This is a genomic window from Amorphoplanes friuliensis DSM 7358 (assembly GCF_000494755.1).
In the GTDB taxonomy this organism is placed as follows: Bacteria; Actinomycetota; Actinomycetes; order Mycobacteriales; family Micromonosporaceae; genus Actinoplanes; species Actinoplanes friuliensis.
Genome location: NC_022657.1, coordinates 6,813,019 through 6,832,257, shown reverse-complemented (window position 1 = coordinate 6,832,257; position 19,239 = coordinate 6,813,019). Strand labels below are relative to the sequence as shown.

The window sequence follows — 19,239 nt, the reverse complement described above, 5'->3', positions numbered from 1 at the left end:
CGGGATCAGATGTCCCCGGTGTTACAGCCGACCGGCTACCGTCCTCGCGTGGGCCGAACCGTGACGCTTGTCCTTGTCGGTGCCTCCGGTACGCCGCTCGGCGCGCTGCCACCGGTCGAGGTCGACCTTCCCTGGTGGCCGGAGGTCGCCGAGGTCGTCGCCGCCGTCCGCTCGCGCTGGGGCCTCGACGTCCAGGTGCTGCGGCTGCTGTCCACCGACCGTCCAGTGCCGCACGGCGGGCACGTGACCTACCTGGCCCAGGTCTTCGAGCCGCCCGGGTTCACCCTCGCGCCCGCCGACGCGGACCTGTCGCCCCAGCCGTTGCGGGCGCCGTACGCCAACCCCGGTGGGCCCGCCGCCTCGGTGGCCTGGGCACGGGAAGCGCTCGGCCGCGACGACGTCACCGCCGTGCAGCAGCGCACCTGGAACCTGTCGATGATCTGGCGTCTCGACGCGGCCGGCGCCCCGGTGGCCTGGCTCAAGCAGGTGCCGCCGATGTTCGCTCACGAGCCGGCCGTCCTGGCGCTGGCCGGCGGCTTCGCGCCCGGTCTGGTGCCGGCCGTGCTCGCGGCGGCCGCCCCCGGCCGGATGCTGCTGGCCCACGTCCCCGGGGAGGACCGCCACGACGCCGGCGAGGAGTTCTGCGCGGCCGTCGCCGAGGACTTCCACCCGCTGCAGGCGCACTTCGCCGGGCGTGTCGACGACCTGCTCGCAGCGGGCGTGCCGGACCGGCAGTCCGAGGCCGACAGGTTCGCCCGGGTCGCCGATCCCTTCCTCGACACCATCGACGGGCTGGGCGAGCTGACGGACGACCTGCCCCGGCGGCTCGCGGCGCTCGAGGAGTGCGGGCTGCCCGCCACGCTGGTGCACGGTGACCTGCACCCGGGCAACGTCCGGGACGACGGCGACACCCGGGTGATCGTCGACTGGGGTGACTCGATCGTCGCGCACCCGGGCTACGACATCCTGCGGCTGGCCGAGGGTCTGCCGGAGCCGCACGGGCTGCTGGCGGCGTGGGCCGCACGCTGGCGCGCGGCGGTGCCCGGCTCCGATCCCGAACGCGCGGTCACGCTGCTCCGGCCGGTCGCGGAGCTGCACGCCGCGGTGATCTACGCGGACTTCCTGGACCGGATCGAGCCGGCGGAACGGCCGTACCACGCGGCCGACGTCCCGGCGCGGCTGAGCGCGGCGGTCACCGCGGCCGTACGGTGGCAGTGTGACTGACCTGCGCCGACGCTACGTGGACCAGATCCGCCGGAACTGGGCCTCGCTCCCGCCGGAGCTGGCGGCAGCCTTCGCCGGGGTGCCGCGGGAGGCGTTTGTCACCGGCGGTTTCCAGCGTCGTGACGGGTCCTGGGCCCGGCCCGGCTCACCCGGTTTTCTCGACGCGGTCTACACCGACGACGTGCTGATCACCAAGGTCGACGGCCGGGTGCCGATCAGCTCGTCCAGCCAGCCGTCCCTGATGGCGATCATGCTGGCGGCCCTGGAGGTGCGATCGGGCGACCGGGTCCTGGAGATCGGCGCCGGCACCGGGTACAACGCCGCGCTGCTCGCCGCGCTCGGCGCCACGGTCACCAGCGTGGACGTGCAGGCCGACGTCGCCGACAAGGCCCGGGCCGCCCTGACCACCGCCGGGATCGACGGTGTGCGGGTCGTCGCCGGTGACGGTTACGCCGGGATGCCGGGCGAGCGTTTCGACCGGGCGATCGTGACCGTCGGCGTCGCCGGGATCTCTCCACAGTGGCTGGTGCAGACCGGTCCCGGCCCGGTCGTGGCGCCCGTCGAGCACGCCGGCACCCACCCCGTCCTCGCCGTGCGGGGCCCGGCCGAGGGTCCCGTCACCGCGACGGCGATCTGCGCCTCCGGCTTCATGAGCGCGTCCGGGCCGCTCACCGCCACCCACGCCCGGTCCCATCCGCACCCGGCACCGTCCGGAGCGGTCGGGGCGGTCACCGAGGTGGCGCCCCGGCGCTGGGCCGAACCGCTGGACTCGCTCGTCTACCGCGACCTCTGGTACGCCGCCGGCGTGTGGAGCGACCGGGCCACCCACGCGGCGCTGCCGGGACGCGACCAGAGTGCGCTGATGCTGCTCGACGAGGCGGGCACCGGTGGTGCGGCGATCCTGCCCGACGGGTGCGTCCTGGCCGGGGGAGTGCACGCTTCCGCGTACGCGGAGCAGGCAGTGGAGATCTTGGACCGCTGGGAGGCGGCGGACCGGCCGCCGATGCAGGCCTGGCGCATCGGCCTGCAGCTGACCGGTGACCCGGACGCCCCGATCTGGGCCCCCGCCACCTGGACGTTGCGCTAACTCCGCAGAAAGGCCAGGACCGCCAGGACGCGACGGTTGGTGTCCTCGGCCGGTGGCAGGTCGAGCTTGGCGAGGATGTTGCCCACGTGTTTGCCGACCGCCGCCTCCGTGACGAAGAGCCGGGCGGCGATCGCCGAGTTCGAGTGGCCCTCGGCGAGAAGTCCCAGCACCTCACGTTCGCGGGCGGACAACGCCGCCAGCGGGTCCCGGGGACGGCGCAGCAGCCGGCGGACCACCTCCGGGTCCACGACCGTGCCGCCGCCCAGGACCGTCCGCAGCGCCGCGACGAAGTCCTCCACGTCGACGACCCGGTCCTTGAGCAGATAACCGACACGCAGGCCGTCGCCGGTGTCGAGCAGCGCCGAGGCGTACTCCTCCTGGACGTACTGGCTCAGCACCACGACCGCCAGACCGGGCTGCTCGCGGCGCAGGGTGACCGCCGCCCGCAGACCCTCGTCGGTGTGATCGGGCGGCATCCGGATGTCGGTGATCACCAGGTCCGGCCGGTGCTCGGCGACGGCCTCCAGCAGGGCGTCGCCGTCGCCGACCGCCGCCACCACCGCAAAACCGAAGCGGGACAGCACACCGACCAGACCCTCACGCAGCAGGACACCGTCCTCCGCGAGGACGACCCGCGTCACCTCCGGCACGGCAGCTCCGCCCGGATCAGCGTCGGGCCGCCGGCCGGGCTGGCCAGCAGCACCCGGCCACCGACCGCGGCCACCCGGTCGGCCAGCCCGGTCAGCCCGGTGCCCAGCGCCGGGTCGGCACCGCCCTGACCGTCGTCACGGACCTCGAGGACCAGCATCCCGGCGGTCTCCGCGATCAGCAGATCGGCGCGGGCCGCGGCGCTGTGCTTGACCACATTGGCCAGTGCCTCGGAGGCCACAAAATAGGCGGTGCCCTCGACGTGCGGCGCCGGACGCTGCACACCGTCGGCCACCGTGATCGTCACCGGCAGCGGCGACCGGGCCGCGAGCTCCCGCAACGCGGCGGGCAGACCCAGATCGGCCAGCGACTGCGGCCGGATGCCGTGGATCAGCTCCCGCAGCACCACCATCAGCTCCTTCGCCTCGTCGTGCGCCTGCGCCAGCGGTGCCGCCGCGGGCGAGTCCTCCGGCACGTCCAGGCGGGCCATGCCGAGTTGCAGCGTAAGGCTGGTGAGCCGGTGCTGGGCACCGTCGTGCAGATCCCGTTCGATGCGCCGGCGTTCGGCCTCGAAGGCGTCGGCCAGCCGGGCCCGGGACTGCGCCACCTCGTGCAGCGCCGTGCCGTCCCGGTCCCCGAGCAGCACACGGGCCGTCGCCGCCTGCCCGGTCGCGATGAACCCGAGCAGATGGAACAGCACCGGGATCAGCAGGATCCCACCGATCGCGAGCGGGATCGCCTGGGCGAACGTGTTCACCGTGAACACGCCGAAAGTCCACTGATCGGTACCGCTGACCGCGAAGATCGGGCTCAGGATCGCGCCGATGTCGATCAGCACGAGCAGGCCGTACGCGCCGTAGACGAGCGGGACGATCAGGCCGAGGAAGATCGCGTAGAGCACCTCGCGCCAGGTCGCGGCCTCGGTGAACCGCACCCGCAACCAGGTCAGCACTTCCGGGGCGACACTGCGGTGCGCCGACCGCACCGGGCGCTGGTCGATCAGCCCCAGGCGGCCGCGTTCGACGGCGGCGAGCGGGATCGCCACCAGCGGGCCGAGCACCGCGAACATCAGCAGGGCGGTCACCATCAGGAACAGCAGCGGCCCGTCGAGCAGCCGGCCGTCGTTGAGCCGCAGACCCGCGGCCAGCCACGGCAGGATCAGCGATCCCACCGCGGCACCCGCCAGACCGGCCAGGGGCCAGGTCGTCAGGACGTAGAGCAGAGCACGCCACGGGCCCGAAGTGAGCAGGTAGCGAGCGTTCCAGGGAGCTTGTTGGGTGGACACAGCGTCACGGTAGTGAGCAGAGCGTGGTCGTTCCCAGCCGTCCACGACTAGTTCCGGGGTATGCCTGGCACTACCACTCGCCGGCCTTGCGGTCCCGCAGCGACCGTCCGTCCGGGTCGTAGATCATGCGATAGGCCGGGATCGCCCAGAACCGCTGCCACCACGGGAGCCGCTCGGTCTCGTGCGGCACGAGCCGGCCCGGTGGCCGCTCTCCCTGCTCCCCGCCGGCATGCCAGTCCCGTACGGCGTCAGCGGACTCGTTGATCACGCGTACGACGTCGGCCGGATCGAGGAGGTCCGTGTCGTCCGTACGGTCGAGGTGCTCCCGCAGCAGCTCCAGTCGCAGGTCACGGGCGTACGTGCGGGCCCGGTCACCCAGGCCGGCGGGGTCCAGCGGCTCCCGGTTGTCCTCGGTGCGATCGAGCACGGCACACGACAGCTCACTGTCGTGCGTCCACGACCGGCGGTTGAAGTTGTCACTGCCCGTGCTCGCCCACACGTCGTCCACGACGCAGACCTTGGCGTGCACGTAGACGGGGTTGCCCGCGTGATTCTCCACGTCGAAGACGTGCACCCGGTCCGGCGCGGCCCGGCGGCACAGGTTGATGGCCTCCTCACGGCCGACCTGGTTGGGCGGCAGCGCAAACCGGCCGTCGACGTCCGGGTGCCGCGGCACGACCGCGATCAGGTGCAGCTCGGGATTGTCGTTCAGGGCGTCGGCGAACAGCTTCGCGACCTCGGTCGACCACAGGTACTGATCCTCGAGGTAGATCAGACTCCGTGCCCGTTTGATGGCCTTCGTGTACCCGCGGGCGATGGTCTGCTCACCCATCTTGGCGAAGCCGTAGGGCGGACGCATCGCCGGGTAGGTCCGCAGCACCTGGATGTCGTGCGGGCCGCACTCCGGCGGGTCCGGCGGCTGCGGCGGCAGCTTGTCGGCGTGCAGGTCGGCGTGCCGCAGCTTGTCCTGCACGGTCGAGATCGGCCCGTGCTGGTCCAGCGGCACCTTGTCCGTCCAGCGCTCCCGGAAACAAAGATCAAGACACCCGACCACCGGGCCGCGCAACGCGAGCTGCACGTCGTGCCACGGCGGATTTTTCCCGTACGCCGAAGCCATCGCGATCGGCTGCGGATCACCGTGATGATCGGCGTCGTCCCGCCGGCTGTGGCACAGGTCGATGCCCCCGGCAAAGGCGATGTCCCGTTCCGGCTCCCCGATGTGCCGGATCACGACCAGTTTCTGGTGATGCGACCCGCCGCGCCGGACCCGCTGGTCGAGGAGCACCTCACCACCCGCGGCGGCGATGTCGTCACCGAGGTTCTGGTTCTCCTCCTTGCTGTAGGCCAGCTTGTCCACGTGTGAACGCCACAGCAGGCCCTTGACCACTACGCCCCGTTTGGCGGCCGACGCGAACAGCTCGGCGATCGTCGGGCCGTCCTCGCGCATCCGCTCGTCCGGGTCGCCGCGCCAGTCGGTGAAGAACAGGTGATCACCGTCACCGAGTTGTTCCACCTCGGTCACCAACCGGTCGAAATATGTTTTTCCGTGAACAAGCGGTTCGACCGTGTTTCCCGGACACCAGGTGGGTATCTGTGAGTCCGGGTTGTCACGCTCGTCCGCGGACAGAAACCAGTCCTCCAGTGACACGGGCAGCCCTTCCGAGGTCGACGAAGCCCTCACGCTATGCCGCTTGGCGGCACAACGCACTCTGACGCAGGTCACCCCGCGAGTAAAGGATCACCCGGATGAGCACCGAACCCCTCACCCCGACCGATGCGTCCGCCTCCTCCGAGCGCGGCCTGTTGATCGCCCTGTTCCTGCTGGTCGTCCTGGGTGTGGGTGCAATGCTCGGTATGTCCTGACCGCCGATACCAATCTGTTGCCGGTAAGTGACAAATTTGGGGCAGCGAGGGGTCGCGCGCCTCATTCATACTCGTCTGCATGACGGGGGATCCGGGTTACAGCAGCGCCATCATCGAGGTCCCGCAGGCCGAGGCCGCCGCCGGCACGACCAAGGTCGTCTGGTCGCCGACCCACGGCCCGCTCAACGTGGTGGTGCCCCCGGGCACGACCGACGGTGCGGTCGTCTGGGTGCAGAGCCCGACGGCCGGCAACGTCGCGGTCACCATCCGGGTGTCGTCGCCGTTCCCCCCGCCGCCGCCCTTCGCCGGTGTGCCGGCCTCCGGACCGCCGGCCGGGGCCTACCCGCCTGGGGCTTATCCGCCTGGGGCTTATCCGCCCGGCGCTTATCCGCCGCCCGGCCAGCCCTTTGGTCCTCCGCCTCCGGCCGCCCCCAGCAACATGCGGCGCAACTCGATCATCGGTGGCGGGCTCGCGGTGCTGCTCGCGCTCGGCTGCTGCGGCGTCGTCCGCGCCTTCACCGGTGGTGACGACGGCGACGACAAGCAGGCCGGCAAGCCCGCCGGTCTCACCTCGACCACCGCGCCGGCCACCACCGGCCCCCTGACCCCCGCGCAGTACGGTCAGGCACTCGCGGCCTCCGACGCCGCCATCGGCAGCACCTTCGGCAAGCTCAACACCGGTGACAGCACCGCCTTCAGCAAAGCCGCACCGGCCGCCGCGAGCACGATCCGCGCCGAGTCCCAGAAACTCCGCGCGGTCGACCCGCCCGACGGCGCCGAGTCGGTGCACGAGCAGCTGATGATCGAACTCGGCAGCATGGGCGACATGATCGAGGACGCCGCCTCGGCCAAACAGGACTGCCCGGCCGCGTCCCCCTGGGCGTCGCTGCTCACGTCCGGCTGGGCTGACGGCATCCGCGAGGACGCCAAGAAGCTCACGGCCGCCGACCCGTCGTACAAGTTCGGCAAGTTCCTCCCGGCCGCCCCGAAGGAAACCAAGCGCCGCCTCAAGAACGGCGCCTTCCTCAAGCGCGCCTCCGGCGGCCCCGGCCACCTCAAAATCAAGAACGGCGCCGACGACACCACGATCAGCCTGGTCCCCACCAAGGGCAAAAAGCCGAAGCCGGTCCTGACGGTCTACGTCCGCGGCGGCAGCTCCTTCACCGCCAAGGGCATCAAGGACGGCACCTACCGCATCTTCACCGCGTCGGGCGAGGACTGGAACGCCGGCAAGAAAGGCTTCACCCGCGACTGCTCGTTCAGCAAGTTCGACGACACGTTCAAGTTCACGACAACGTCGTTCTCGTCCTCCATCTGGACCATCACCCTCACCCCGGTGATCGGCGGCAACGCCTCCACGAGCGACGTCGACCCCAACGCCTTCCCGAAGTAACCGTCGCTCAGGAAACCACCGCAGCCGTGCCGGCCTCGCGAGCATCAAGGAGCTCCTCCCAATGCTCGCGGGCCCACGCACAAGCCTGATCCATCGGCCCGAGCAAACTCCGCCCGAGCGGCGTCAGCGCGTAAAGCCTCTCGTCGCTGCGCTGAACGAGGCCGTCACGCTCGAGGGCCCGCAACGCGTGGGTCAAGGTCTTGGCGGTGATGCCCCGCAAAGGCACGCGCAGCTCCGAGAACCGCCGCGGCCCACCCTCCAGACACCGAATCACCATGCCCGCCCACTTGTCCCCGAACCGAATCGGCGTCAGGTCAGACGGACAGACCGCATCAAACAAGTCCGGATCCAGCGGCGCACGCATTTCCCCACCGTAGCGGCGCGCCCGGTTTCCCCGGAGAAACCTCCCGCGCGGATCCGCTCACAGGTCGGCCCGACCCGCCCGTCCTGGAAGGCGGATGGCGCTCCTGCCTCGCGTTGCGGACCCTTGGGTCGGGTCCAGGCACGGTTGCGAGCCCCTCGCAGAGTCCGACCGACTTCGTCATCCCGGATGGCGTGCCGGATGGTGGTGGTCGGGCTGGTGTTGGCCCGACATCGTTGATGTTGGGCCTTCGGGAGGCTTGGGTAGGCCCGACTTCCTGGAAATCGTCCTGTCTGGGTTTCAGAGTCCTTTCCTGGGTCGGCTGATCTCGGTCGTGCCGGATGGCGTGCTGGGCGTGGTGGTCGGGTTGGTGTTGGCCCGACATCGTTGATGTTGGGCCTTCGGGAGGCTTGGGTAGGGCCGACTTCCTTGAAATCGTCCTGTCTGGGTTTCAGAGTCCTTTCCTGGGTCGGCTGATCTCGGTCGTGCCGGATGGCGTGCTGGGCGTGGTGGTCGGGTTGGTGTTGGCCCGACATCGTTGATGTTGGGGCTTCAGGGGGCCTGCGTAGGCCCGACTTCCTTGAAATCGTCCTGTCTGGGTTTCAGAGTCCTTTCCTGGGTCGGCTGATCTCGGTCGTGCCGGATGCCGTGCCGGATGTGGTGGTCGGGTTGGTGTTGGCCCGACATCGTTGATGTTGGGGCTTCAGGGAGCCTGCGTAGGCCCGACTTCCTTGAAATCGTCCTGTCTGGGTTTCAGAGTCCTTTCCTGGGTCGGCCGATCTCGGTCGTGCCGGATGCCGTGCTGGGCGTGGTGGTCGGGTTGGTGTTGGCCCGACATCGCTGATGTTGGGCCTTCAGGAGGCTTGGGTAGGCCCAACTTCCTTGAAATCGTCCGTCTCGATTGCCGGGCCCACGCGCCGGTGGGCGAAACCGCCCATTTTAGAGTCGTGCCGACGCGGCTACTCGCCTCCGAAGCACCGAGCGGGTTGCTGTGAGTCACCGCTGACTTCGCCCCCGCCGCACTTGGCTGGAGTCCATGTTGGCCATGCCGGTCATCGCCGGCTCCGGCTCCGGCACGAATCTTGGGTGCGCCTTGCGGGAAGTGGGCCGTGCCGCTTGGCTCCCTGCCCTCGGGCTGCGCGGGTGGGAGGGCAAGGAGGCGACCCGGAAGCCGTTGGTGGGGCTGGGTTTCCTGGGGGATACCGGGGTGCGGCATAGCGTCGCCCGCATGAGCAGAATTGCGGTTTTTGGAGCGGGCGGCCGAGCCGGCCAAGCAGCCGTAGCCGAGGCCTTGCAGCGCGGCCACAACGTCACCGCAGTCGTCCGCGAGCCGTCGCGCTATACAGGACCGGCCGAGGCGCGGGTCGTGCAGGGCGACGTTCTACAGGCACAGGCGATTGAGGCAGACGCCGTGATCAGTGCGGTTCACCAGCCAGGCCACGACTTTTTCGTACGGGTCGCCAAGGCTTTGAATCAGCTGGCGGCGACGCGGATCGTGGTGGTCGGGCTGGCTTCGATCCTGCCGACGGCGGACGGGACGTTGCTGATGGACACGGCCGGTTATCCGCAGGAGTACCGGGACTTCTATCTCGCGCATGCCGCCGGGGTGGCCGCGCTCGGCGGCGGGGACTGGGTGGTGGTCAGTCCGGCCGGGGATTTTGATCACGGTGGGCCGCGGTCCGGGCGGTACGCCGTGACCGACGCGGACGCGGCGGGCCGGGTCTCCTATGCCGATCTTGCTGTCGCGTTGCTCGACGAGATCGAGGAGCCGCGGCACCGCCGCGTTCACATCGGGGTCAGCTGGTGTGCGGGAGACGGTCGGCCGGGATGACGCCCAGGCGGCCCTTCTGGTAGTCCTCGAACGCCTGCTGGAGTTCGGCTTTGGTGTTCATGACGAACGGGCCGTACTGCGCGACCGGTTCGCGGATCGGCTTGCCGCCCAGGATGAAGAGCTCCATGGCGGGGATGTTGGAATCCTGGGTGCGGTCGGCGTTGACGCGGATGGTGTCGCCGGCGCCGTGGGCGGCGAGCTGGCCGATCTGGATGGGGCGGGCCTCGGCGCCGACGGTGCCGCGGCCGGCCATGACGTAGACCAGGGCGTTGTAGTCGGGCTGCCACGGCAGGTCGAGCTGCGCGCCCGGCTGCAGGGTGACGTGGGCGAGGTTGATCGGGGTGTGGGTCGAACCGGGACCGGCGTGGCCGGCGATCTCGCCCGCGATGACCCGGATCAGGCTGCCGCCGTCGGGGGTGGTCAGCAGCGACGCCTCGCGGCCGCGGATGTCCTGGTACTTCGGGGCGATCATCTTGGCGACGCGCGGCAGGTTGACCCAGAGCTGGAGGCCGTGGAAGAGGCCGCCGCTGGTGACGAGCTGCTCCGGCGGGGCCTCGATGTGGAGGATGCCGCCGCCCGCGGTCATCCACTGGGTGTCGCCGTTGGTGATCGAGCCGCCGCCACCGTTGGAGTCCTGGTGGTCCATCTGGCCGTCGATCATGTAGGTGACGGTTTCGAAGCCGCGGTGCGGGTGCCACGGGGTGCCCTTGGGCTCGCCCGGCGCGTAGTCGACCTCACCCATCTGGTCCAGGTGGATGAACGGGTCGAGCTCGTTGGTCGGCACGCCCGCGAAGGCACGACGGACGGGGAAGCCCTCACCCTCGTACCCGGTGGGTGCGGTCGTGAGCCGGCGGACGGGCCGGTAGCTGGTGGTGGCGGGGTCGAGCTGCGGCAGGCGCGGCAGGACCAGGACGTCGTCGACGGTGATCGCAGGCATTTTTCTCCCTCAGGCTGTGACGGGCAGCGAGCGCAGTCGCGGCCCCAGGCGCCCGAAGACGCGGGTGACGGTGGCGATCTCGGCGTCGTCGAGGTCGTCGATGAAGAGCTCCCGCACGGTGGCGAGATGCAGGGGTGCGGCGGCGGTCAGCGCGGCCATCCCGGCGTCGGTGAGGACGGCCTCCTGGCCGCGGCCGTCGTCGGAGCAGCTCTGCTTGCGGACCAGGCCCCGCTTGACCATCGAGGCGATCTGGTAGGTGCACCGGCTCGGCGAGAAGACCAGCTGACTGGCCAGCTCGCCCATGCGGACCCGGTGCTCGTGGGCCTCGGAGAGCACCACCATCACGTGGTAATCCGCCATGCTCAGCCCGGTGGCGGCCCGCAGCTCGTCCTCGAGCCGGGTGTGCAGCGCCCAGCTGCTCTCCACAAAAGCTCGCCAGGCGGCCTGCTGGCTGTCACTGAGCGGTTCGGTCATGCCCAGAACCATAACTCTTTCAAAACTGAAATACCAGGGGTACGCCGTAACGGCCGTCACCTGCGCCTGATCAGCAGCAGCAGGGCCAGCAGGGGCAGCGTGATCAGGAAGGCGAGCCGCAGGTCGACGACGTCGGCGAGACGGGCCAGGGCTGCGGGCGCCGCCAGAATGGCCGTACCGGAAGCGAGGGCGCCGAGGGACGCAGCGTGCGCGGCGCTCAGGCGGGGAGTGGCAACCAGGCCGGCCAGGGCCACCGGGTAGAGGGTCGCGACACCCGCACCGGCCACGACCAGGCCGGCGGTCACGGCCGCGGGGTGACCGGCGGCGGCGACCAGCACGGCACCGGCGGCGGTGACGGCGGCGCCGACCGGCACGACCGGGATGCGGCGGATCAGCGCGGGACCGGCCAGGCGGCCCAGCGCCATCCCGATCGGGAAGGCCGTACCGACGACAGCCGCGGTCGCGAGGGCCAGGCCGGCCTCGGCGAGACGGGCGACGGCCCAGATCGTGAAGCAGAACTCCACCGAGACAGCCAGCACCACCCCGGCCCAGCGCCGCGCGACAAGTCCCGGCGCGGGCCGCCCGTGAGCGGAAGGGGGACCGTCTGTGGGGGCTGGCCCGGGCTGCGCCGAGCGGGAACGGGCGGTAGTGGCGGCCAGGTAGAGCAGCGGGGGAACGGCGATCAGCAACGCCAGGCGGCCGCCCACCAGCCCGGTGGCGTCGAGACCGCCGATCGCCGCCGGCGCGAGAACCGACGCGATGCTCGACAGCGCGTTGACCTTGGTGAGCTGAATAGCAGCCTCGGAACCGCTGAGCAACGCGGGCGTCACCAGCACAAAGGCCGCCCCGCCGGCGCCCAGGAGCAGAGCGCCGGTGACCGCGGCCGGCGTGTTCGGGGCCAGGGCGAGCAGGGTGACGCCGAGCGCGACGACCAGGGAGCCGCCGATCAGGGCCGGGCGCGGGCCGCCACGGAGCAGCAGCGGACCGGTCAGGGCCAGGGCGAGCAGGCCGAACCCGAACGTCGCGGGCAGCCAGCCGAGTTGCTCCGGTGCCACCCCCAGGTCGTCGGCGAGCAGGACCAGGCAGGCGCCGAGGCCCGTGATCGCGTACCCGAGGACTGCCTGGGCGATTCCCGCCTGCTGGACCCGGCCGATCATGTCAGGCCGTCAGGAGCCGGTGGAGTTCGGTGAGGTCGGTGATCCGCAGGTCGCCGTCGACGCCCTTGAGTGCCGCGACCTGGGCACCCGCCGCGCGGCCGGCGGTGACGCCGACCTCGGCGTCCTCGACGACCAGGCAGCGGTCCGGGCTGACGCCGAGGAGTTCCGCGCCGCGCAGGTAGCCTTCCGGGTCCGGTTTGCCCACCCGGATGTCGTCGACGGTGACCAGCGCGGGCGCCTCGATGCCGGCGGCGCCGAGCCGGGCCTTGGCCAGGCGAACGTCGGCGCTGGTCACGACCGCCCACGGGAGGCGCAGGTCCGCGAGCAGCTCGTGGGCGCCGGTCGTGGGGACGACGTCGGACAGGTCGTCGTACTGGAGCTCGAGCTGGCGGGCCGCGGCCGTCGTGACCTGGTCCTCGGGCAGGCCGGGGAGGATCAGGCGGACGGTGCGTTCGGCCGGTGCGCCGTGGGCGACCGCGAGCACGGCCCGGGGGTCGGCGCCGAACTCGGTGGCCCAGGTACGCCAGGCTCGTTCGACGGCCGCGTCCGAGTCGACGAGGGTGCCGTCCATGTCGAAGAGCACCGCCTCGATGATGGTCAGGTCCACGTGTCCTCCAATATCCTCGTACCACGAGCATAAGGTGGTGAACCCCCGTCATGGCAAGTCTTCGTCGCCGGGCCGAGGAGGCTCGCTGGCACACCGCGTCGCAGGTGCTGGCCTGGCTGCGGCTGCACCCGGGCGGTACGCGTGCGGCCCTCGCTCAGGATCTGCAGCTCACCAGCGGTCTGGCGACGGAACTCACGGGCCGGATGCGGGCCCTGCGCCTGCTCGCCGAGACCCCCGCGCCGCCGCAGGGGAGGGGACGGCCGACCACCGTGCTCACCGCGCACCCGGACGGCCCGGTGGTGCTTGCCGTCGAGCTGCGCATGGCGGACTGGCGGCACGCGACGGCCGGGCTAGACGGGCGGCTGCACTCCCGGGGCGGCGCCCGGCACGCCTCGCGGGAACCGGAGGCGGTGCTGGCCGAGGTGCGGAAAGCCGTCGAGAACGCCTCGGAGCGGTACGGGGACCGGTTGTGTGCCGTCTCCCTGGCCGTCGCGGGGACAACACACGACGGCCGGCTGGCCCAGTCGGCGACCCTCGGCTGGCGTGACGTCGACCTGACCACGCTGACGTCGGTGCCCCTGCTGCTCGGCAACGACGCGCTGCTCGCCGGGCTGGCCGAGGCGCGCACCGGGGCGGCGGTCGGGGCGGCTGCCGCGTTGCACCTGATGGTCGAGGTCGGCATCGGCGGAGCGTTCACTGTGGACGGACGGCCGTCGGGCGGCGCGCACGGGGCTGCGGGTGAGTACGGGCATCAGCCGTACGGTGACCGGTCCCTGTCCTGTCCCTGCGGAGCGCGCGGCTGCTGGGATCTCGACGTCGACGGTCGCGCCCTCGCCCGTCACCTCGGTGCTGCCGAACCGGCCGATCCACGCGGCTACGCCCGGGAGATCCTCCGGCGCGCCGACCCCGCCGCGCGGCAGGCGCTCGACAAAGTGGCGGCGGCACTCGGTGCCGGCATCGGCGCGCTGGTCAACGTCCACGACCCGGACACCGTCACGCTCGGCGGGCTCGCGGCACCCCTGCGGGCTGCGGCCCCGGAAACGTTTGCGACGACGTACACGTCAGGGTTGATGGCTTTCCGCCGCGGCCGGCCACCGGCGGTGATCGACGCGGCGCACGGCGACGACGGTGCCCTGCAGGGCGCGGCACTGCTGGCCCTCGACCACGTGACGAGCGAGGCGGCGCTGGCGTCCTGGTCCGCCCGTCAGCCGTAGGTGGCGCGCACCACGTCCAGGCTGTCGCCCCAGCTGTCGAGAACGTCTCTGTGGCCGCACCGTTCGGCGAGCCCGCACACGACTTTGAAGAGTGAACCGGGATCAGCGGCAACACGCTCGGGCAGGTCGTCCCACGGTGGTCCGAGCGGGAAATTGTCGAGCTCCCACCGCAGGTACTTGTTGTAGGGCCGCAGCCGTCCGTGCAGCGAGAAGATCGTGGTCAGCAGCCACGAGACGCTTTCCATCTCGTCCAGCCGCGCGGCGACGAGGGCACCCTCACGCCGGCTCTTCGCCGCCCGGTAGAACTGGTTCACCACACCGTCGAGGGCCTCCCGCCCCCACTCCCGCGCCTCGTCGGCGGTCGGCTCCGCCTGCAGCTCGACAAGTTCCGCGATCCGCCCGTCGAGCCGATCGAGCAGCACGCGCGCGCCCCGGAAGGCGTAGCGCTGCCACAGCAGCGAGGTGTCGGCCAGCCCGTCGACCGTGTAGATGATCTCGTCCAGCACTGCGGACCGCCGCGTTTCCCACCGGCCGCGGCTCTCCTCGTCCATCACCACGATCACGTCATGGTCGGAGTGGATCGTCTCGAGTCCGCGCGCGTAGGAACCGGTGAGGACGAGCCCGCGCACCCCGGGATCAGCCGTCGCCCGGGTCACCAGATCGTCGAAGGGATTCACCCGTCAGGACCGGTAGTAGACGCGCAGCTCGATGCCGTCCGCACGCGGATGCCAGCCCAGGTCGTCGACGGCCCGCACCTCGGGCCGGCCGGCGAGCCAGTTCGCCGCCATGCCCAGCACGTCGGCGGGAGTCGCCCCGGTGAAAACCCGCCGCCGCGCCTGATCATCGGTGTTGGCCGGCGCGTGCCGCGGATAGGCCGGCGCCGTCATCATCGGCTCCGGCCCGGTGACCACCGCCGTGGCCCCCACCGCCTTGCCGTCGATCACACCCTGGACGAACCAGTCGTTGATCGTCTCGTCGTGCTCGACACTCCAGCCACTGATAGGCCCGACGTCCGACGCGATCGCGTGCTTCGCATTGTCGAGCGCGGCGTCCAGGGTGGGAAGATCGATGTCCTCGCCGTTGTACTCGACGCGATAATTCATGACCCCTCCAGCATCGAAACAGGCCCGCGAGGTACCCAGAACGCCGGCCGATCATACCCGGCAAAATCCGAGCAAGATCAAGATGCTGTCGTGCCTGGTTGCAGGGTGCTGACCGTCGCTCACGCCGAGACCGGGCACGGTCACCCAATCGCCTGGCGGCTCATGAACGGACGACCGCACCCTGCCAGGTCCGTGCTCGGAACAACCCTCGCGTGGGTGACTTTTCGGGACAATGGCTCGGAAAGCTGCTTGGCTTGCGGTCTGCAAATCAGCTCCCGACCCCCAGGAGTCGACCTTGAAGACATCCCGTTTGGTGAGCCGCATCGCCGTCAGTCTCACCGCCACTGCCGCGCTTGTTCTCGGGACTGCCGGAGCTGCCGCAGCGGGCTCGGTGACGATCGGAGGCTGTGCCGTTGTCACGCCGACCAAGGGCTGGGTGACGCAGACGGTCTACGTCGAGAACTACTGCGGCGCCGACCGGAGCTTCCGGGTCATCAGCGTCGGCCCGCAGCTCGGCTTCCGGTGCTTCACCGTCGCTTCCGGTCAGCGTGGCGGCTGGAAGTTCCCGACGTCCAAGAAGTATCTCTGGACCGAGTTCTGCTGACGGTCAGGCCGCCTGTTCCTGCAGGGAACGGGTCACGTCCTCCTTCAGGCGGTCGAGGTCGACGTCCGCTTCGACCAGGATCTGGACCGCGAGGCCGTTTCCCTCGCGGATGATGCCCAGCATGATGTGCTCCGGCGCGATGAAGTTGTGCTTGAGCCGGAGCGCCTCGCGCAGGGACAGCTCGAGGATCTTCTTGCTGCGGTTCGAGAACGGCGTGTGACCCGTACGCGCGGAGAAGCGTGCGAGCAGCCCCCGGCGTTGCGGTGTGGCCTTCGGGGGCAGGCGCAGCGCCCCGGGACCGAAGTTCTCCTCGATCGCCCGGCGGACGGCGTCGAGGTCGATGCCGATGGCCTTGAGTGCGGCCGCGTCCTCCGCGTCGGCCTCGGCACGCTCGTCGACGTACGGCGTGGCCGGCCCGACGCGGCGGACGACCTCGGCACGGACGTAGGCGGCGTCGACGTCGTGCAGGGCCGGCGCGTTCGCCACCGGGCCGGTCGGGTCGGCCAGCAGGGCGAGCAGGAGGTGCTCGGTGCCGATGGGTTTCTGGTGGAGCTCGCGGGCTTCTTCCTGGGCGCGGATGACGGCGTCGCGCGCTGCGTGGGTGAATCGTTCGAACATGGTCAGCCCTCCCGTGGGTCCTGCATCGGCACGCGACCGGCGTGCTTCTTGTGAACGCCCTGGCGGGTCACCTCGAGGGCGTCCGCGATCTCCTGCCAGGACCAGCCCTTGCGGCGGGCGTTGGCCACCTGGAGGTGCTCGAGGCCCTCGAGGAGGCGGCGCAGCGCCACGACCGCGCGCAGGCCGACCCGTGGATCGGCGCTGCCCGCGGCGGCGGCGAGATCGGTTGCTTCGGTCATGCTGTCAACTTACGTTGACACTCCGAGGCTGTCAACCAAAGTTGACATGCAAAAAGGCGCCGGACCGAGGTCCGACGCCTTTCCTGCTCTATGGGGTCTTACTGGCCGCGCCCGGTCTTCTCCTGGAGCTCGTCGATGCGCTGCGACGCCTCGGCCTTGCTCAGCTCCTCCGGCACTTCCTCGTGGGCCTCGGAGGCCAGAGTGTGCAGGTACGACTGCTGCGCGCCCGTGGCCGGCTCGTCGCCGGTGGTCCAGTCGGCCGGGTCCTTGATGGTGTTGGACGCCGGTTCCTGCTCGTTGGTCGCCATGGCGGTGCCTCCTCGATTATTCGAACAGGCGTATGACTACCCCCCGAACGTCAACTCCATGCCTGCCGCAGGGGTGAACGACATGCTGAGTTCGACCGGCAGCGCCGCCGGGGCCGCGACCGCGAACGGGACACCCCACGGGTCGAGCAGCTCGGCGTAGCTGCCGAAGCCCATGTCCGTCGGTCCGGCGATGACACCGCCACCGAGGCTGCGGCACGTGCTGATCGTCTCGGCGCAGTCCGCGACCTGGAACGCCGCGCGCCACCAGTTGCCGCCGCGGCTCGGCGCCAGGCCGGCCATGGCGTCGTGAGCAGTGGTGATCCACTCGCCGCGGGTGCCGTCGCTGCCGTACTCGTCGCGCAGCAGCCAGCCGAAGGCGCGCCCGTAGAAGGAGGCCGCGGCGACAGCGTCGTCGGTGAGCAGCTCCGGGAAGGTCATCGTGCCGGGCTCGCCGCCGATCTGGGCGCCGGTGAAGCCGTCGCTCTCCCAGAGGCCGAGCAGGGCACCGGCCGGGTCGGCGATCAGGGCGGACCGTCCGCCGCGCGCGTCGGCGGGTGCGCTGACCAGCCGGCCACCGGCCTCGTGGACGCGGGTGATCGACGATTCGAGGTTGTGCTCGGTGAGATAGGTGAGCCAGCCGGCGGGGCGTCCGGGGCGGGCCCGGGTCAGGCCGGCCGCGGCGCGACCGCCGAGTTTGAATCTGTCACCGGCCGGTTCCCAGCCGAAGAGACCCGCATAAAAATCTGCCGCTCGCGCGGGATCCGCACTCGCCAGTTCGACCCAGCAGGGGGTCGCCGGCGCAAAGCCCCGAATTCGCATCGGCCGCACCTTTCCTGTCGTTCCATCGTGGAATCTCGGCCTGGGGGGAGGTGCCGATCACCTTACAGCCATGAATACGCTCTGCCACTACACCCGGGTTCAATGTCCTAAATAAACTACGAGTTCGCGGGTCAGAGATTACGCACAGTTGCGGCGATTACTGAGCGTGGCGCTCCTCGGGGGTGCGCGACCGCTCGTTGGACCTATCCAAAAGCCGCATCACCGGCGTCACCGCAACGCCGTGCAACACCACGCTCACGACGACGACAAAGGCGACTGTCGCCCATACGACATCCACATTCGGAAACGTCGCGTGGCTCACCGCGTACGCGAGGTAATAAAACGATCCGATGCCCCGGATGCCGAATGTGGCGATGACCCAGTGCTCGGCGGTGCGGCCCGGTGCGCCGCGCAGCGACAGGAATCCGGTCAACGGCCGGATCACCAGGATCAGCGCGAGGCCGGCGAGGGCGGCGGGCCACGTCAGCGGCTCCAGCAGACCGCTGACCACGGCTCCACCCAGGAGCAGGAGCAGCAGTACGGTGAGCAGCCGCTCGATCTGCTCGGCGAAGTCGTGCAGGACCTGGTGGTACTCGTGCGACCGCTGCGCCGACCGGATGCCCCGCGCGGCGATGAACACGGCGAGGAAACCGTAGCCACCGGCCACCTCGACCAGCCCGTACGCCAGGAACGTCGCAGCGAGGGCGAGGAATCCCTCGGCGTGGTGGGCCAGGCGCAGCTTCCGGTTAGGCGCCTGGAAGAACAGCTTGCCGAGAAGCTTGCCGATGATCAGGCCGCCGACCACGCCGACGACACCCTTGTAGAGCACGTCCTTCAGGACCCACTCGCCGAGCCAGCTCTCGTTGCTCACCGCGGCCAGGGCCATGGCGATCGCGGCGTAGACGAACGGGAACGCCAGCCCGTCGTTGAGCCCGGCCTCCGAGGTCAGCGCGAACCGCACCTCGTCCTCGGAGTCCTCCTCGTCGGTGGGCTCACCGACCTGGACGTCCGAGGCGAGCACCGGGTCGGTCGGGGCGAGGGCGGCGCCGAGCAGCAGCGCGGCCGCCGGGACGAGACCGGCCCACCACCAGCCGAGCAGGGCGACCGCGCCGATGGTGACCGGCATGGCGATCGCCAGCAGGCGCCACGTCGACATCCAGCGGCGGCCGGTCAGCGGACGGTCGATCTTCAGACCGGCGCCCATCAGGGCGACGATCACGCACACCTCGGTCAGATGCTCGGTCAGCATCGGGTGCGCGCGGGGGTCGGGGTCCGGCAGACCCAGCGGAAGGGCGAAGACGAGCATCCCCAGCGCGAGGAAGACGATCGGCATGGACAGGGGTCGGCGTTCGAGGACCCGCGGCAGGATTCCGGCCAGCAGGGCGCCCACACCGAACAGGGCAAAAAGAAGGTCGGGCAGCTGCACGGCGAGAGACTGCCCATCGACCGGTCAAAACATGCCGCCGG

The 19,239-nt window shown here is 70.6% G+C and carries 21 protein-coding genes; 6 read left to right on the top strand and 15 right to left on the bottom strand.

Features of this window, described 5'->3' with window-relative positions; genetic code table 11:
* Positions 1-48: 48 nt before the first annotated feature.
* Both AFR_RS31630 and AFR_RS31625 read left to right on the top strand, forming a co-directional pair.
* Positions 49-1,224 carry a phosphotransferase family protein gene (locus tag AFR_RS31630; RefSeq protein ID WP_041841280.1) on the top strand — a complete coding sequence of 392 codons (1,176 nt, stop codon included), beginning with the start codon at positions 49-51 and terminating at the stop codon, positions 1,222-1,224.
* Complete coding sequence (locus tag AFR_RS31625; protein WP_023560890.1) at positions 1,217-2,311, top strand: protein-L-isoaspartate O-methyltransferase family protein; 1,095 nt, start codon at positions 1,217-1,219, stop codon at positions 2,309-2,311. The genes AFR_RS31630 and AFR_RS31625 overlap by 8 nt, the downstream gene beginning before the upstream one ends.
* Here AFR_RS31625 and AFR_RS31620 read toward each other — a convergent pair.
* From AFR_RS31620 to AFR_RS31610, 3 genes are all read right to left on the bottom strand, one after another.
* Positions 2,308-2,961 carry a response regulator transcription factor gene (locus AFR_RS31620; protein WP_023560889.1) on the bottom strand — a complete coding sequence of 218 codons (654 nt, stop codon included), beginning with the start codon at positions 2,959-2,961 and terminating at the stop codon, positions 2,308-2,310. The two genes, AFR_RS31625 and AFR_RS31620, sit on opposite strands and share 4 nt — an antisense overlap.
* Positions 2,949-4,244 carry a sensor histidine kinase gene (locus AFR_RS31615; RefSeq protein WP_023560888.1) on the bottom strand — a complete coding sequence of 432 codons (1,296 nt, stop codon included), beginning with the start codon at positions 4,242-4,244 and terminating at the stop codon, positions 2,949-2,951. Before AFR_RS31615 ends, AFR_RS31620 begins: the two co-directional genes overlap by 13 nt.
* Before the next feature lie 70 nt (positions 4,245-4,314).
* Positions 4,315-5,892 (bottom strand): phospholipase D family protein, encoded by a 1,578-nt coding sequence (locus tag AFR_RS31610; RefSeq protein ID WP_023560887.1) that lies wholly within the window; start codon positions 5,890-5,892, stop codon positions 4,315-4,317.
* A 294-nt stretch (positions 5,893-6,186) separates the two neighbouring features.
* Between AFR_RS31610 and AFR_RS44160 the strand changes: the two genes are divergently transcribed.
* Positions 6,187-7,500 (top strand): hypothetical protein, encoded by a 1,314-nt coding sequence (locus AFR_RS44160; RefSeq protein WP_023560886.1) that lies wholly within the window; start codon positions 6,187-6,189, stop codon positions 7,498-7,500.
* Between the two features lie 7 nt (positions 7,501-7,507).
* On the opposite strand, the gene AFR_RS31600 is transcribed toward AFR_RS44160, so the two are convergent.
* Positions 7,508-7,864 carry a winged helix-turn-helix transcriptional regulator gene (locus AFR_RS31600; RefSeq protein WP_023560885.1) on the bottom strand — a complete coding sequence of 119 codons (357 nt, stop codon included), beginning with the start codon at positions 7,862-7,864 and terminating at the stop codon, positions 7,508-7,510.
* Positions 7,865-8,906: 1,042 nt separating this feature from the next.
* On the opposite strand from AFR_RS31600, the gene AFR_RS31595 reads away from it, so the two are divergent.
* Positions 8,907-9,692 carry an NAD(P)-dependent oxidoreductase gene (locus AFR_RS31595; protein ID WP_238547159.1) on the top strand — a complete coding sequence of 262 codons (786 nt, stop codon included), beginning with the start codon at positions 8,907-8,909 and terminating at the stop codon, positions 9,690-9,692.
* On the opposite strand, the gene AFR_RS31590 is transcribed toward AFR_RS31595, so the two are convergent.
* From AFR_RS31590 to AFR_RS31575, 4 genes are read right to left on the bottom strand one after another with little or no spacing between them, the layout of a single operon-like run.
* A complete protein-coding gene (locus AFR_RS31590; RefSeq protein WP_023560883.1) occupies positions 9,658-10,629 on the bottom strand; it encodes a pirin family protein in 972 nt (323 codons plus the stop codon). The two genes, AFR_RS31595 and AFR_RS31590, sit on opposite strands and share 35 nt — an antisense overlap.
* Positions 10,630-10,638: 9 nt before the next feature.
* The gene (locus AFR_RS31585) at positions 10,639-11,103 is read right to left on the bottom strand and encodes a MarR family winged helix-turn-helix transcriptional regulator (RefSeq protein ID WP_041842978.1); all 465 of its coding nucleotides are present in this window, start codon (positions 11,101-11,103) and stop codon (positions 10,639-10,641) included.
* 56 nt (positions 11,104-11,159) lie between these two features.
* Complete coding sequence (locus tag AFR_RS31580; protein ID WP_023560881.1) at positions 11,160-12,260, bottom strand: MFS transporter; 1,101 nt, start codon at positions 12,258-12,260, stop codon at positions 11,160-11,162.
* Position 12,261: 1 nt separating this feature from the next.
* Complete coding sequence (locus AFR_RS31575) at positions 12,262-12,867, bottom strand: HAD-IA family hydrolase (RefSeq protein WP_023560880.1); 606 nt, start codon at positions 12,865-12,867, stop codon at positions 12,262-12,264.
* A gap of 50 nt (positions 12,868-12,917) precedes the next feature.
* Here AFR_RS31575 and AFR_RS31570 point away from each other — a divergent pair, with 50 nt between their 5' ends.
* Positions 12,918-14,081: an ROK family protein gene (locus AFR_RS31570; protein WP_023560879.1), complete on the top strand. Its 1,164-nt coding sequence runs from the start codon at positions 12,918-12,920 to the stop codon at positions 14,079-14,081.
* Here the strand turns inward: AFR_RS31570 and AFR_RS31565 are convergent.
* Together AFR_RS31565 and AFR_RS31560 are read right to left on the bottom strand one after the other, a co-directional pair.
* The gene (locus AFR_RS31565; RefSeq protein ID WP_023560878.1) at positions 14,072-14,758 is read right to left on the bottom strand and encodes a nucleotidyltransferase domain-containing protein; all 687 of its coding nucleotides are present in this window, start codon (positions 14,756-14,758) and stop codon (positions 14,072-14,074) included. The two genes, AFR_RS31570 and AFR_RS31565, sit on opposite strands and share 10 nt — an antisense overlap.
* A 3-nt stretch (positions 14,759-14,761) precedes the next feature.
* Positions 14,762-15,184, bottom strand: a complete 423-nt coding sequence (locus tag AFR_RS31560) for a hypothetical protein (protein ID WP_023560877.1) — start codon at positions 15,182-15,184, stop codon at positions 14,762-14,764.
* Between the two features lie 295 nt (positions 15,185-15,479).
* Between AFR_RS31560 and AFR_RS31555 the strand changes: the two genes are divergently transcribed.
* Positions 15,480-15,788: a hypothetical protein gene (locus tag AFR_RS31555; RefSeq protein WP_148308118.1), complete on the top strand. Its 309-nt coding sequence runs from the start codon at positions 15,480-15,482 to the stop codon at positions 15,786-15,788.
* Between the two features lie 3 nt (positions 15,789-15,791).
* On the opposite strand, the gene AFR_RS31550 is transcribed toward AFR_RS31555, so the two are convergent.
* From AFR_RS31550 to AFR_RS31530, 5 genes are all read right to left on the bottom strand, one after another.
* On the bottom strand, positions 15,792-16,406 hold the full coding sequence (locus tag AFR_RS31550; RefSeq protein WP_023560875.1) for a Clp protease N-terminal domain-containing protein: 615 nt from the start codon (positions 16,404-16,406) through the stop codon (positions 15,792-15,794).
* A gap of 2 nt (positions 16,407-16,408) precedes the next feature.
* Entirely contained in the window at positions 16,409-16,645 is a 237-nt protein-coding gene (locus AFR_RS31545; RefSeq protein ID WP_023560874.1) for a hypothetical protein, read from the bottom strand.
* 98 nt (positions 16,646-16,743) lie between these two features.
* Positions 16,744-16,953, bottom strand: a complete 210-nt coding sequence (locus AFR_RS31540) for a DUF3072 domain-containing protein (protein ID WP_023560873.1) — start codon at positions 16,951-16,953, stop codon at positions 16,744-16,746.
* Positions 16,954-16,989: 36 nt separating this feature from the next.
* Positions 16,990-17,772 carry a VOC family protein gene (locus AFR_RS31535; RefSeq protein WP_023560872.1) on the bottom strand — a complete coding sequence of 261 codons (783 nt, stop codon included), beginning with the start codon at positions 17,770-17,772 and terminating at the stop codon, positions 16,990-16,992.
* Between the two features lie 157 nt (positions 17,773-17,929).
* On the bottom strand, positions 17,930-19,198 hold the full coding sequence (locus AFR_RS31530; protein ID WP_023560871.1) for a cation:proton antiporter domain-containing protein: 1,269 nt from the start codon (positions 19,196-19,198) through the stop codon (positions 17,930-17,932).
* Positions 19,199-19,239: the final 41 nt, after the last annotated feature.

Excerpts from the sequence above, each read along its gene's own strand:
- AFR_RS44160 (WP_023560886.1), top strand. The coding sequence starts at position 6,187 with ATGACGGGGGATCCGGGTTACAGCAGCGCCATCATCGAGGTCCCGCAG.
- AFR_RS31600 (WP_023560885.1), bottom strand. The coding sequence starts at position 7,864 with ATGCGTGCGCCGCTGGATCCGGACTTGTTTGATGCGGTCTGTCCGTCT.
- AFR_RS31595 (WP_238547159.1), top strand. The coding sequence starts at position 8,907 with ATGCCGGTCATCGCCGGCTCCGGCTCCGGCACGAATCTTGGGTGCGCC.
- AFR_RS31590 (WP_023560883.1), bottom strand. The coding sequence starts at position 10,629 with ATGCCTGCGATCACCGTCGACGACGTCCTGGTCCTGCCGCGCCTGCCG.
- AFR_RS31585 (WP_041842978.1), bottom strand. The coding sequence starts at position 11,103 with ATGACCGAACCGCTCAGTGACAGCCAGCAGGCCGCCTGGCGAGCTTTT.
- AFR_RS31580 (WP_023560881.1), bottom strand. The coding sequence starts at position 12,260 with ATGATCGGCCGGGTCCAGCAGGCGGGAATCGCCCAGGCAGTCCTCGGG.
- AFR_RS31570 (WP_023560879.1), top strand. The coding sequence starts at position 12,918 with ATGGCAAGTCTTCGTCGCCGGGCCGAGGAGGCTCGCTGGCACACCGCG.
- AFR_RS31560 (WP_023560877.1), bottom strand. The coding sequence starts at position 15,184 with ATGAATTATCGCGTCGAGTACAACGGCGAGGACATCGATCTTCCCACC.
- AFR_RS31550 (WP_023560875.1), bottom strand. The coding sequence starts at position 16,406 with ATGTTCGAACGATTCACCCACGCAGCGCGCGACGCCGTCATCCGCGCC.
- AFR_RS31545 (WP_023560874.1), bottom strand. The coding sequence starts at position 16,645 with ATGACCGAAGCAACCGATCTCGCCGCCGCCGCGGGCAGCGCCGATCCA.
- AFR_RS31540 (WP_023560873.1), bottom strand. The coding sequence starts at position 16,953 with ATGGCGACCAACGAGCAGGAACCGGCGTCCAACACCATCAAGGACCCG.
- AFR_RS31535 (WP_023560872.1), bottom strand. The coding sequence starts at position 17,772 with ATGCGAATTCGGGGCTTTGCGCCGGCGACCCCCTGCTGGGTCGAACTG.